Here is a 13,170-nt window from a genome sequence, read left to right on the forward strand (position 1 = left end):
TCATTCCATGGTGCACTCCGCTGACCTGGGAATGGTCGAGCTGATGGATGTCCGTCAGATCTGCGAGTACCTGATCGGACGGCGCAGGGCGGTCGGCTGGACACAGGAGGAGCTGGCCGAGCGCTCCGGAGTGAGCGTACGCACCATCCGCAATCTGGAGACGGGCGCCAACACCAATCCGCGCCGGACATCGATCGAGCTGCTGCTGAAGGCGTTCGGCACGACGCTGTCCTCGCTGTCGCAGTCGGGCCTGTCCACCGGCGGCGGCGCGCCGCCCCAGGTCTGGATCCCCGCGCAGCGCGGCGACCGGGACCGTGGTGCGGACACGGTCGACCCCGCCCGCTGGCGCGGCACCCGCCCTCCGCTCGACGCCTTCGTGGGCAGGGAGGGCGACCTGCGCCATGCGGTCGGCACCGCCCGGCGCAGCCGGCTACTGGTGCTCACGGGGCCGGGTGGGGTGGGCAAGACGCGCCTCGCTCTCGCGGCCGCCTCCCGCCTGCAACCGCTGTGCCGGGACGGCGTCGTGGTCGTCGACCTCGCCGCCTGCCCCGGCGAGCAGCAGGGCGCGGCCCGGGCCTACGAGACAGTGCGCTCCGCCGTACTGCGCGAGACCGGCCTGGCGCCCACCGGGTCCGGCGACACGGAGGGGCAGTTGCTCGTCGTCCTGGACGGCGCGGAGCACGTGGTGGGGGCTGTGTCCCGGCTCACCCGGGAGCTCATGGAGTACCACCCCCGGCCGCACTTCGTCGTCACCTCCCGCCGGCCGCTGACCGCTCCCTCCGCGGACACCTGGGAGGTGGAGCCGCTGGCCACGGAGGCCGCGGAGGCCGCGGAGGCCGCGGAGGACGACGGCATGCCCGCGGCCGTCGAGCTGTTTCTGCGCCGGGTCGGCTCGGGTGTGCCCACCCTGGACCTCAGCGGCCGGCTGCCCCTGGTGTCGGCGCTGTGCGCGCGCCTGGACGGACTGCCGCTGTCGATCGAACTGGCCGCGCGCCGGGTCCGGTCGGTGCCGGCCGAACTGCTGGTGAGCACGGAGTCGTCGCTGCACCTGCTGGACCGGATCGACACGAGCGGACTGTCCCGGCACCGGACGCTGACCGACAGCATGCGCTGGAGCCTGGAGCCACTCACCTCCGAGCAGTGGCTGATGCTCCGTCACATTGCCGCCATACGCGGGGTGTTCACGGCAGAGGAGGTGCTGCGCGGCCACCGGGTGGACGACGAGGGCGAGCCGGAGCGTGTCATCGGCCTGCTCGGTGAACTCGCCGACGCCTCGCTCGTACGCATCCGCCGCGGACGCCGCTACGAGTACGAGACCTTCTCGCTCGTCCGCGAATACCTCGCCGCTCTGCGGGAGGACGAGCTGTGCCAGTCGCTCGAACCGGACGGCCTGCTGATGCCGCAGGCGTCGTAGGGTGCGCGGTGGTGCCCGGGTCCGTGGCGGACCCGGGCACCACCGTTCGCGTTCAACGGCCTGCGGCCTCCTTGAAGAACCCGACCGAGAAGCGGTACGGGGTCTTCAGGCTCTCGTCCATCGCGTACTCGATCTCCGGCAGATAGTCCGGCGCGAGCTCCGTGGCCGGCTCCAGCCGCTGGAGCAGCCGCTGCAGGGCGAGGATCAGCCAGCCGGTGGTCGACGGCGCGCCGTGCACGGAGCGGAAGGTGTGGAGCCACGTGTAGAGGCAGGACGCGGCCGCGTGATGCACGCAGTGCTCGGCCGCGTGGTCCTGGCCCGCCACCGACGCGGCGTCGGAGGGCGCGGCCGCCAGACGGGTGTAGAACACGGCTCGGCGGGAGCCGAACGCGTCCAGCACCTTCGCCAGATCGGCGGCCTCGGCCGGTTCCAGACACTCCGCGGCGATCCGGGCCGCCTCCGCCACAGCGTCGTTCCAGCCGCGCGTGATCTCGTCCTCGACGGCGTTCGTCAGCTGCAGGACATGGTGCGCGGGCTGCCAGGCCGGGGCCTCCGCGCTCCAGTCGAAGAGGGCCTCCAGGACGTCTTCCCCCCCGCTCTGCGCGTCCTGCGCGTGCGGCGCCAGGTTGGGCAACTGTGCCGCGATGTTGTGCAGGTTGACGTGGGTCGTGCCCTCGAAGATGCTCGCGATGGCGTGATCGCGCTGGAGCTTCTGGAAGATGCCGGAGGCGACCCCCTCACGCAGATAGCTGCGGGCGCCCAGCACCCGCGCCATGTCCTGGATCACCTCCTCGCCGATCACCGGGACCAGGTACTTGACCACGGACGACCACATGCTCAGCCGGGACGGTGCCACCGACAGCGCCCGGGCGACCGGCAGCGCCGTGCACTCCGCGATCAGCAGATCGAGGTGCGCGTGGACGAGGTGCCGGCGGATGACGGGCAACTGGTAGATCTCGGTGCCGTACAGGGAGCGCTCGTGCGCGTACTGGAGGCCGATGCGCAGGACGGAGTCCATGGTCCCGATCGACAGCGCGCCGATCGCGGTACGGGTGATCTGCAGCGCCTTGAGCACCTCGACCAGACCGGCGCCGTTGCGCCCGAGCACCGCGCCGCGCGGGACCCTGGCGCCGTCGAAGACGATGCCGCTCAGGTCGTGCCCGCGCAGACCAGCCGTCCGCACGAACGGGTGGTTGCTCCAGCTGCCCGGCTCCAGCTGCTCCTTGTCGACCAGGAGCAGAGTCTGGCCGCGGCCCTCCACCGTGGCGAACACCGTCACGAAGCGGCCGCGGGTGGCGTTGCCGACCGGCCACTTCTCACCGGTGAGCACGAACGTGTCGCCCTCGGCGAGCGCCGTCGTCGCGTTGCCCTGCAGATCGCTTCCGTGGTCGGGCTCCGACACCGCGAAGCAGGCGAGTTCACCGGCGAGCAGCCCGTCGGCCACCCGCCTGCGCTGCTCCTCGTCGCCCCACAGCCAGACCGGGTTGACACCCAGCAGCGCGGAACCGAACATCACCGCGACCGTCAGGTTCCGGCGGGCGAGCGAGCGCGTCAGGACGAAGACCTCTTCGAGGTTGTTCAGTCTGCCGCCGAACGCACGCGGCACCAGGAACTGGGGGAACCCCCACTCCCGGGCCAACTCCGTCGCGCCCGGCGGCAGCTCCTCCCGCTCCTCGTGGGCCACGATCGACGCGAAGCTGAAGGGGCCGTCGCCCTCCATCGGGTCGCCCAGCGTGCGTTCCAGATCCGCGACGATTTCATGAGTCGGCCGATTGTTCGCTGCCTGCGCCATAAGGGCATCTCCTGAATTACGGGGAATGTGGTTCGCCGACATCGGCCATGCCGTTCGGTTTACCGGCCATTTTCGCGTGCGCGCGGACGGCGATTCCAGGCAGGGCACCGGCAACTGAGGCTGCCGTGAAGTTGCCCGGCCCGTACCTGGCTGACCGGACACGGGAAACCGGAAAGTGTGCCTGGCGCGAACTGAGTCGTCCTGTCGGCTGCTGGGCAGCGGCAGGGAAAGGGGACCCCACATCGATGGCTGACATATCCCACAGCGAGTCGGAATCCGAGACGGACCCGACTCTCGTCACCCTGGAGCAGACCAGGACGGATCTCATGGAGGTGGACGCATCGATCCGAGCCTGCCTCAACTGGGACTACGGCGAACGAGACAACCGTATCTGGAGCCTTTATCAGAAGAACAAGAAATCCCAGTGGGATGCCGAGACCACCATCGACTGGAACTACGACGTCCGGTTCGGTGCCCCTCTCGACGACGCGTACAGCGCGGGCGTGGCCACTTTCGTGGTGGGCAACGAGAGCCCCGTACCGAAGGAGCTCCTGAACGAGTTCCGCTGGCAGTACCAGGCGTGGATGGTGAGCCAGTTCCTGCACGGTGAACAGGGCGCCCTGGTCACCACCGCCCGGCTCGTCGAGACGGTCCCCGACATGGAGTCGAAGATCTACGCGGCCTCCCAGGTCGCGGACGAGGCACGGCACGTGGAGGCGTACGCCAAGTACATCGACGAGAAACTCGGCGAGTCCTATGTCATCAACCCGGGCCTCAAGGCCCTGCTGCGGGACCTGCTCGCGGAGTCCAACTGGGACGTCGTCTACCTGGGGATGCAGGTCATCGTCGAAGGGCTGGCACTGGCCGCGACCCGGCTCGCGGGCAGCGGTTTCGGCGACCCCATCATCACCTCGATCACCAAGATGATCGCCCGGGACGAGGCACGGCACGTCGGGTTCGGCTCGGTCGCGCTCGCGGGCCTGTACGACGGGATGACCTCCAAGGAACTCGACGAGCGGGAGAAGTTCCTGCTGGAGGCGGTCCACCTGATGTCCCGGCGCTTTCTGCTCCGCGAGGTCTGGGAGCGCATGGAGCTCGACGTCGAGAAGGGTGTGAAGTTCGCGCAGACGGACCCGATGATGTTCGGTTACCGCCAGCTCCTCTTCCAGCAGGTCATCCATCTGCTGCGGCAGCTGGGGCTGCTCACCCCGAAGCTCAGGGACCTGTTCCTGACGGAGAACCTGGCGCGGCCCGAGGCGTTCCGCAACCTCGCCTGAGCCCGGTCCTCACCGCACGAGGAAAGGAACCGGGTTCCGTATCGGCGCACTCTCCGCCGGTACGGAACCCGGTTCCTTTCCTCGTGCGGACGCCCAGCGCGTACCGACCCGGCCGGGACACCTCACGCGTCGGCCGGCACCAGGTCGTCCCTCGCGGCCACGTCGCCGTCGCGACGCCGCCCGCCGTCGCCGGTGAGGCTGAGGAAGACGTCGTCCAGCGTCGGCCGGGACAGCCCGGCGTCCTCCAGGGCGATCCCCGCGTCCTCCAGCAGCCGCAGCGCGCGGGCCAGCACCGCAGTGCCGCCGTGCACGGCGACGGCCACCTCGCGGCTGCGTTCGTCGTACTCGGCGGGGCGCGCACCGAGCCCGGTGAGCACCTCGGCGGCCTCGGGCAGCCGCCGCGGATCACGGACCACCAGGCGGATCCGCTCCCCGCCGGTCTGCCGCTTCAGCTCGTCGGCGGTGCCGCGCGCGATCACCTTCCCGCCGTCCACGACGGCGATGGAGTCGGCGAGCCGGTCAGCCTCCTCCAGGTACTGCGTGGTGAGCAGCACGGTGGTCCCGTCCCGCACCAGGTCGCCGATGACCTCCCACATGTTGATCCGGCTGCTCGGGTCGAGGCCGGTGGTGGGTTCGTCGAGGAACAGCACGGGCGGCGCCGCGACCAGGGACGCGGCCAGGTCGAGCCTGCGGCGCATGCCTCCGGAGTACGTCCGTGCCTGGCGGTCGGCGGAGCCGGTGAGCGTGAAGCGGTCCAGCAGTTCGGCGGCTCTGGCCTGCGCGGCCTTCCGCCCGAGGTGGTAGAGGCGCCCCACCATGACGAGGTTCTCGCGCCCGGTCAGGGTCTCGTCCACGGCCGCGTACTGGCCGGACAGTCCGATGGTGCGGCGCACCTCGTCCGGCTGGGTGGTGACGTCCCGGCCCAGGACGGTGGCGCGGCCCGCGTCCACCTTGAGCAGGCTGGTCAGCACACGCACCGTGGTCGTCTTGCCCGCGCCGTTGGGCCCGAGCAGCCCGAGCAGCGTGCCTGCGGGCACTTCGAGATCCAGGCCGTCCAGGGCTCGTACCGGTGTCCTGCCCTGGTACGTCTTGACCAGGCCCTCCGCACGGATGGCTGGAGTCATAGGTATCTTCCTCGGTGTCTTCCTCGCGGATGGGAATTCCATGATTGGCGCGGCCGAGTGGGACGCGGAATGGATACGGCCGTAATTGCTGACGGGTTGCCGCAATGTTGCCGCTGACGTTTCGACGGCATCGACCCATTTGCCGGAACCGATACCTGTCCCGCGCATCGGAACACGGTCATGATGCGAGATGATCGGATGGCAGCCGACCCACGACGAGATTCAAGGGGATTCTCCACGGGGCGCACTGTCCAGCCGGATTCCTTTCCCATCGCATTCGCCGAACGGCTGGGGGACTTCTTATGTCTGCGACCGAACGGGCCCGCGTCGACGACGTTGTCGTCACCGGAATGGGCGCCACGACACCGCTCGGCGGGGACGTGAAGTCCAGCTGGGCCGCACTGCTCAACGGCCGCCGGGTGGCCGTACGCCTCGACGACGACTGGCCGGAGGATCTGCCCGTCCGCATCGCGGCGCGCGCCGCCACGGACCCCGACGCCGTACTGGACCGCATAGAACTGCGCCGACTGGACCGGGCCGGCCAGTTCGCGCTGATCGCCGTCCGGGAGGCCTGGTCGGACGCCGGCTTCTTCGGCCGGGCCGGGGAGACCGGCCAGCCGGACGCGGAACGCGTGGGGGTCGTCCTCGGCAGCGGCATCGGCGGGCTGCGCACCCTCGTCGACGGCTACGAGCAGATGCGCGCCCGGGGAGCCCGGCGCCTGTCGCCCCACACCATGCCGAAGATGATGATCAACGGCTCCGCCGGACAGGTCGGTCTGGAGATCAACGCGCGGGCCGGGGTGCACGCCCCCACTTCCGCCTGCGCGGCCGGCGCCGAGGCCATCGCCGCGGGCCTGGACATGATCCGGCTCGGCCGCGCCGACGTCGTGGCAGTCGGAGGCACCGAGGCGATCATCCATCCGCTGACCGTCGCGGCGTTCACCAGCATGAAGGCGATGTCCCGCAGGAACGACGACCCCGAGCACGCCTCCCGCCCCTACGACACGCAGCGCGACGGTTTCGTCATGGGCGAGGGCGCCGCCGTCCTGATCCTCGAGTCGGCACGGCACGCTCGGGCCCGAGGAGCCCACGTCCACGCCGAGTTGGCCGGGGCGGGCATCAGCGCCGACGGCCACCACATCGTGGCGCCCGAGCCGGGCGGCCGGGGCGCGGCCGCCGCCCTGCGCAAGGCGCTGGCCGACGCCGACCTGACTCCGCAGGACATCGCCCACGTCAACGCGCACGCCACCTCGACCCCGCAGGGCGACCTCGCCGAGAGCCTGGCGATCCGCTCCGTCCTCGGCGACGACGGAGGCGCGGGCGCCGGCTACGCGGTCTCCGCGATCAAGTCGACCGCGGGTCATCTCATGGGCGCCTCGGGGGCGTTGGCCGCACTCGTCAGCGTGCTGGCGCTCCGCGACAGGACGGCGCCGCCGACGATGAACATCGAGCACCTCGACCCACGGATCGGCCTCGACGTCGTACGAGACCAGCCGCGGACCCTTCCCAGGGGCGCCCTCGCGGGCGTGAGCAACTCGGCGGGCTTCGGCGGCCACAACGTCGTCCTCGCCTTCCGGGACCACGCGTGAGTGCCGCGGAGGGCACCGCGCCCCAGGAGACGTCCGGCGACCCGGACCTGATGAACCTGGCGTCCGCGTGGGAGCTGACGCGGGCCGTGCTGCTTCCCTGGACGGGGGCGGCGGGCCATGCGCCGGCGCCGCGGACCTCGGCACGGGAGAGGGAGGCCGAGTAGCGCGCACGAAGGCACAAGCACGGTGGCGCCGACGGGTAGTTGCTCCCCGTCGGCGCCACCGCCGTGTTCCGCGCCGTACGCCGCGCGGCCGGCGCGGCCTCAGCCCTGGGCCGGCCAGGACGCTCCGTAGCGCGCGCAGATGGAGTTCACCTCGAAGGTGTCCGGCAGCGAGATGGAGCCGTCCTCCACATGGCCGTCGATCAGCCGGACGATGTCCTCGACCCGCTCCAGGGACATCGCGACCTCGGGGGTCATCGCCTCCAGCTTGAACAGGTCCTCGATGGTGAAGCCGAGCTCGGCCAGCGCCAGTGAGTGGAAGCCGAGGTCTCCGATCAGGCGGAGGCCGGGGGTGACCTTGTCGACCTTCTGCGGAGCGACCAGGCGAACGAGTGTGCAGACCAGGTCGGGAATCTCCGCCGGACTCACCACGACATCGGTTTCGGACATGTGCGAGCTCTCTTTCTGACGACGTGCGAGCCGGGTGTCGAGGCTCGGCGTGCGTCATCGTGCCGGGGCGCGGTGCCCGCTCACCAGGCAAGCCGACCGGCAAGCGGACACCTGCCCGCGCGCGGCCTGCCCGGCGCCAATTGCCGCGAGACTGCCGGAGATCCTGCCTGGTCCCGGCCCTCGACGGCGGGACACCATGCCCGGCATGGAGAACCGCTGGATCACAGGGCGCCTCACGGCGGGTGCACCGCGCGTACGTCTGATCTGCCTGCCGCAGGCGGGAGGGGGCGCCGGCGCCTTCTCCAGCTGGCGCGCGCACCTGCCCGAGGGCGTCGAACTGGCGCCGGTGGAACTGCCGGGCCGCGGCACCCGCGAGGCCGACCCGATGCCGGCCCGGTTCGACGACCTGGTGGACGCCCTGTACCAAGGGCTCCTGCCCGAACTGGACGTGCCCTACGTCCTGTTCGGTCACAGCTTCGGCGGCGCCCTCGCCTACGAGCTCACGCTCCGCATCGAGGAACAGGGCGCGCCGGCGCCTCTCGCAACCCTGGTCTCCGCCTCGCGCGCTCCGCAGACACCCCCCACGGGCACCATCTCGGACGCCCCCGACAAGGAGCTGCTTGCGTGGCTGGTGAACAGCGACGGGCTGCCCCGTGAACTGCTGAACTACTCGGACTATGTGGCCTATTTGCTACGCACGATACGCACCGACATAGCTTTCGCCGAACGGTATCTTGTAACCGATCCGAGACCGGTGCGCACCCCGTTGCACGCGCTCTGCGGTGAGGAGGACCAGGTCGTCACCGCAGAGCAGGTCCGGCACTGGAAGGAGTGCGCGGCGGGCGACCATTCCTTCACGGTCATGCCGGGCGGTCACTCCTATCACCAGACGCACGCCCCCCAACTGATGGAATTCGTGCGGGAGATCCTGCCGGCCGGCGGGACCCCCGAGGAGGAACGACCGTGACCGACCCCCACACCCTGCACGCCGGGCTGACTCTGGCGGGCGAGCTCGCCGCAAAGGACGACGGCAGCAACTTCACCACCTACTTCAACACCCTCCTCATCGTCGGCATCACGACGATCATCGTCATACGCCAGTTCACCGCCCAGCAGGTCACGAACCGCATGTTCTTCTGGGTAGCCGTGCTCATCGTCCGCGGCTGCGTTCCGCCGGGACCCGCGGAGATGAAGCCGGCGAGCATCACCCTGCTCGTCCTCTCCCTGCTCGCCTCGGTCGCCTTCGGCCTCTGGCGTGGAGCGGCCTTCCCCATGTGGCGGGACGCCGAAGGACGCGTCTTCCGCAAGGGCGACCGGCGGATCCTCTTCCTGTGGCTCCTGACCGTGGCCGCGCGGCTGGTCTTCGGCGGCATTGGAGCCGTCGCGTTCCACGAACCGTTCAACGCCGACGCGCTCTGGCTCGGCATGGGCGTCACGCTCGCCGTGCAGCACGTGGTCATGACGCGCCGCAAGGCGGGCGCACCGCTGCGCGTCACGGACGGCGGAGCGGTACCGGCGGCCCGATGAGGGACGGCGCGAGGAACCGAGCGAAGGGCGGGAACCGGACGCGATGAAGGTCTACGAACACCACGGGATGTACACGGCCGGAGCGTGGCGGCCGGCGGCCACGGACGAGTCGACCGACGTGGTGAACCCGGCCGACGAGCGTGTCATCGCCACGGTGCCGGCCGGCACCGCGCACGACGTCGACGCCGCCGTGTCCGCCGCGCGGTCGGCGCTCCCCGGTTGGGCCACGACAGCCCCGGCCGAACGGGCGGCGGCCCTGACCGCCCTGGGGCGCGAACTGCGGGCGCGTGTCAGGGAGTTCGCCGAGACGATCACAGCGGAGCTGGGGTCCCCGCTGGCGCTGAGTCGGCTGGCGCACGTCCGCACCCCGCTCGCCGTCCTCGACTCCTACGCGGAACTGGCCGCCCGGCACCCCTTCGAGGAGCGGATCGGCCGTTCCACGGTCCTGCTGGAGCCGGTCGGCGTGGTCGGCGCGATCACGCCGTGGAATTATCCGCTGCACCAGATGGTGTCCAAGGTGGCGCCCGCCCTCGCCGCAGGCTGCACGATCGTCGTCAAGCCGGCGGAGGAAACCCCACTCACCGCCCGACTGCTGGCCGAGTGCGTGGCCGCCGCGGGACTGCCGCCCGGCGTCTTCAACCTGGTCACAGGGGTGGGCGAGGTGGCGGGCCGGGCCCTGGCCGAACATCCGGACGTGGACATGGTGTCCTTCACGGGCTCCACCGCCGTCGGCAAGGAGGTCGCCGCGCACGCCGCCCGCATGATCAGGCCCGTCGCCCTGGAACTCGGCGGCAAGTCCCCGAACGTGATCCTGCCGAGTGCGGACCACACCACGGCCGTCCGCACCGGCGTCACCAACGTCTTCACCAACTCCGGACAGACGTGCAGCGCCTGGACCCGCATGCTGGTCCACCGCAGCCGGTACGAGGAGGCCGTCACGCTGGCCGCCGACGCCGCCGCCGAGTACGCCCCGGGCGACCCTGTGGACCCCGCGACCCGCATGGGCCCGCTGGTCAGCGCCCGTCAACGCGCCCGCGTACTCGACTGCGTACGGCGCGGAATCAAGGAGGGCGCACGCCTGGTCACCGGCGGACCCGAGGCGCCCGATGGCCTTCCACGGGGCTACTTCGTACGCCCCACGATCTTTGCCGACGTCACCCCGGACATGTCCGTCGCCCAGGAGGAGATCTTCGGCCCTGTTCTCTCGATCATGAAGTACGAGGACGAGGACGACGCCGTACGCACGGCAAACCACTCCGTGTACGGGCTCTCCGGCGCAGTGTGGTCAGCCGAAACGCCCGAAGCGGTGGCCTTCGCCCGCCGCCTGAACACAGGCCAGGTGGACATCAACGGCGCTCGCTTCAATCCCCTGGCCCCCTTCGGCGGCTGGAAGCAGTCCGGCATCGGCCGCGAACTGGGCCGGCACGGCCTGATGGAGTACCTCCAGACGAAATCACTGCAACTGTGAGATCGAGGCGCCGGAGCCGTGGCGAGGTTGCGGTCCTGTCCACGTACGCCACAGTGAACGGCGTCCCCCTCCAGTCGGCACGCCCACCCTGCGCGCCATGAACACAGAGATCGAGACCCCTCGCCATTGTCTGCAGGAACAGCACAAGTCCAACGCCACTGAACACGCTCCTGCGATCACCCGAGCAGCGGCAGCGTTCGGGACGAGCAGGAAGCTTCTGACGAGGCATCAAGCACAGCTGTCCACCGGCTGTCCACCATAGAGTCTCCCGCGCGCCAGGCCCGACTCCCCGAAAAGACAAAAGACCAGGTCAGAGACTCAGGCTGCGGATCTCGTCACAGAAACCGAAGCCCCGACCTACGCATTACGGCACACAGACTTCAGGTGCCCTATTCATCCGATTTTGCACAGTCACCCGAAAAGGAAAACCCCAGGTCAGAGGCCCGACCTGGGGTTCACCATGGAGCCGCCTTCGGGATTCGAACCCGAGACCTACGCATTACGAGTACGGGGCCCAACGAAGCGATCGGATGCCTGCACGAAACCAACGACCCGACTCTCGCAGGCACGTCACGTACCATCGGACACATCGCAGGCTGCCCTCGGCAAGAAGTCCCCGAAAAGTCCCCGACGGGACTCAAGGCAAGCCCGTCCAGAACAAATCCGCGGGTCAACGCCATGATTAAAAGCCGCCGACATGAGCGTCAAGTACAAGGAGACGGCTCGGGGCGGGCTGGCGGTGAACATCATCGAGTGCTGAGGGGATGGGCACTGACCTGGGGGTCCGTGACATCCTCAATCACCGTTCCCATCCGCCCCGGGGCTGCGGAGAGTTCGCGCCTGGAGCAGCGGCTGACCAGCCTCTCCCCCACGTTCACGACGGCCAGGCACGTCAGGTCCTGCTCTCCCCTCGTGATCTGGCGTCCTTGGTTGCGAGGGGAGAGACAGACGAACTGTCCCGGGGGGTCTACCGACGGGCAGACGCACCGGAGACCGCGCACGCAGATCTGCTGGCCGTGTGCGCACGGGCTCCACGTGCCGTCGTATGCGGTGAGTCCGCCCTGGCGCTGCATGAACTCATCGACGACATCCCGGCAGCGGTACACATCGCCGTGCCGCGCGGTACACGCCGCCCCACGATCCACTACCCGCCGACCGTGGTGGCGCAGTACGCCTCGAAGACCTTCGCCCTCGGCGCCGAACGGTTCGAAGCAGCCCCGGGAGAATCCATCCCCGTGTACAACGCCGCCCGCAGCGTCGTCGACGCGATGCGCCACCGCAGCCGCATCGGCGAAACCCTCGCACTGTCCGCGCTCGGTCGCTATCTGCGCCGGGGCGGACGCAGCGACATCGGCGAACTCCAGGAAGTCGCACGCGAGTTGGATGCTCTCTCCGTCATCCGTCCCGCCGTTGAGGCGGTGCTCGCCTGATGGCCGACCCCGCGCGTGACACCACCGCCGGCCGCGTCTACAACGACCTGCGCAACCTGGCCCGCCGCACCAGCCGGTCCACGGACGAGATCATGGTCGAGTACGTCCTGGAACGGTTCCTCTATCGCTTGGCCGCATCGCCCCTTGGCCGGGACCACTTCGTTCTCAAGGGCGGCCTACTCCTCGCCCAGTTCGGCGCACGCCGGATGACCCGCGACATCGACATCCTCGGCCGCTCGTTCCCCGGCACCGAAACCGAGATCGTCCACAGGATCGCGGTCATCGCCGCTACCGAGATCGACGACGGAGTCGTATTCGATCCCGCGACGCTCTGGAGGGTCGTGCTCCGGCCGCCCCGCGCGTCGCTCCAGACCGGCGCCTCACCCGCGGCGAGCCGCAGGTAGCCCTGCCTCAGCCGCGCGATCTGCTTGCCGCTTGCAGGAGATCCAGGCGGAAACCCGCTGAACAACCACTGTCGGGCGAGGCACCGCCCCGCCCGACACTCCTCACCCAGCATCGGCTTTACTCGGTCTTGGCGTTGTCCATGCCTTCCGCAGAACCTGTCTCGCTACGGTCTATCGGTTGGCATGTGCACACGGTGAATCACGGGGGCGGGCAGGCGTCGTGTCGGACCTGGCGAAGGACGCAGCGTCGCTGCACAAGGCAGCCTCAGAGCTGCGCCACCTGCACCACCACACCACGAAGCCGTTGCAGGAGTTCAAGGCCGCCTCGCACGACCTGTCCGCGTTCGGCGCCCTCGGCTCCCTGCTCAGCGCCACCGACGACATCCGCGACGGCATGGAGACGATCGCCAAGGTCACCCAGGGTTTGGCAGACGAATGGAACGACGAGGCCAAGCTGATCGGTGAGATATCAGACGCCTTCGACCTGCTCGACATCCTGCTCGCCGCGGCTGCCCGCGCAAAGAAGGGCTGAGC

At 69.7% G+C, this 13,170-nt stretch carries 13 protein-coding genes; 10 read left to right on the forward strand and 3 right to left on the reverse strand.

Features of this window, described 5'->3' with window-relative positions:
- Positions 1–7 precede the first annotated feature (7 nt).
- Complete coding sequence (locus QA861_RS12875) at positions 8–1,414, forward strand: helix-turn-helix domain-containing protein (protein WP_334588467.1); 1,407 nt, start codon at positions 8–10, stop codon at positions 1,412–1,414.
- A 52-nt stretch (positions 1,415–1,466) separates the two neighbouring features.
- On the opposite strand, the gene QA861_RS12880 is transcribed toward QA861_RS12875, so the two are convergent.
- Positions 1,467–3,206, reverse strand: coding sequence for an acyl-CoA dehydrogenase family protein (locus tag QA861_RS12880; protein ID WP_334588468.1), 1,740 nt, complete (start codon positions 3,204–3,206; stop codon positions 1,467–1,469).
- 245 nt (positions 3,207–3,451) lie between these two features.
- On the opposite strand from QA861_RS12880, the gene QA861_RS12885 reads away from it, so the two are divergent.
- Positions 3,452–4,483 carry a ferritin-like domain-containing protein gene (locus QA861_RS12885; RefSeq protein WP_334588469.1) on the forward strand — a complete coding sequence of 344 codons (1,032 nt, stop codon included), beginning with the start codon at positions 3,452–3,454 and terminating at the stop codon, positions 4,481–4,483.
- 122 nt (positions 4,484–4,605) lie between these two features.
- Here QA861_RS12885 and QA861_RS12890 read toward each other — a convergent pair whose 3' ends face one another.
- A complete protein-coding gene (locus tag QA861_RS12890; protein ID WP_334588470.1) occupies positions 4,606–5,607 on the reverse strand; it encodes an ATP-binding cassette domain-containing protein in 1,002 nt (333 codons plus the stop codon).
- A gap of 302 nt (positions 5,608–5,909) precedes the next feature.
- On the opposite strand from QA861_RS12890, the gene QA861_RS12895 reads away from it, so the two are divergent.
- Positions 5,910–7,196: a beta-ketoacyl-[acyl-carrier-protein] synthase family protein gene (locus QA861_RS12895; protein ID WP_334588471.1), complete on the forward strand. Its 1,287-nt coding sequence runs from the start codon at positions 5,910–5,912 to the stop codon at positions 7,194–7,196.
- Positions 7,193–7,360 (forward strand): hypothetical protein, encoded by a 168-nt coding sequence (locus tag QA861_RS12900; RefSeq protein ID WP_334588472.1) that lies wholly within the window; start codon positions 7,193–7,195, stop codon positions 7,358–7,360. Before QA861_RS12895 ends, QA861_RS12900 begins: the two co-directional genes overlap by 4 nt.
- Before the next feature lie 99 nt (positions 7,361–7,459).
- Here QA861_RS12900 and QA861_RS12905 read toward each other — a convergent pair whose 3' ends face one another.
- Positions 7,460–7,807 carry an acyl carrier protein gene (locus tag QA861_RS12905; protein ID WP_334588473.1) on the reverse strand — a complete coding sequence of 116 codons (348 nt, stop codon included), beginning with the start codon at positions 7,805–7,807 and terminating at the stop codon, positions 7,460–7,462.
- A gap of 205 nt (positions 7,808–8,012) precedes the next feature.
- On the opposite strand from QA861_RS12905, the gene QA861_RS12910 reads away from it, so the two are divergent.
- From QA861_RS12910 to QA861_RS12935, 6 genes are all read left to right on the forward strand, one after another.
- Complete coding sequence (locus tag QA861_RS12910; RefSeq protein ID WP_334588474.1) at positions 8,013–8,774, forward strand: thioesterase II family protein; 762 nt, start codon at positions 8,013–8,015, stop codon at positions 8,772–8,774.
- On the forward strand, positions 8,771–9,334 hold the full coding sequence (locus QA861_RS12915) for a hypothetical protein (protein WP_334588475.1): 564 nt from the start codon (positions 8,771–8,773) through the stop codon (positions 9,332–9,334). The genes QA861_RS12910 and QA861_RS12915 overlap by 4 nt, the downstream gene beginning before the upstream one ends.
- Before the next feature lie 43 nt (positions 9,335–9,377).
- Positions 9,378–10,802, forward strand: coding sequence for an aldehyde dehydrogenase family protein (locus tag QA861_RS12920; RefSeq protein ID WP_334588476.1), 1,425 nt, complete (start codon positions 9,378–9,380; stop codon positions 10,800–10,802).
- A gap of 926 nt (positions 10,803–11,728) precedes the next feature.
- Complete coding sequence (locus QA861_RS12925) at positions 11,729–12,232, forward strand: type IV toxin-antitoxin system AbiEi family antitoxin domain-containing protein (protein WP_334588477.1); 504 nt, start codon at positions 11,729–11,731, stop codon at positions 12,230–12,232.
- On the forward strand, positions 12,232–12,636 hold the full coding sequence (locus QA861_RS12930) for a nucleotidyl transferase AbiEii/AbiGii toxin family protein (protein WP_334588478.1): 405 nt from the start codon (positions 12,232–12,234) through the stop codon (positions 12,634–12,636). The genes QA861_RS12925 and QA861_RS12930 overlap by 1 nt, the downstream gene beginning before the upstream one ends.
- A gap of 220 nt (positions 12,637–12,856) precedes the next feature.
- Entirely contained in the window at positions 12,857–13,168 is a 312-nt protein-coding gene (locus QA861_RS12935) for a hypothetical protein (protein ID WP_334588479.1), read from the forward strand.
- Positions 13,169–13,170 lie beyond the last annotated feature (2 nt).

The sequence above is a fragment of the Streptomyces sp. B21-083 genome (assembly GCF_036898825.1).
Taxonomy (GTDB): Bacteria; Actinomycetota; Actinomycetes; order Streptomycetales; family Streptomycetaceae; genus Streptomyces.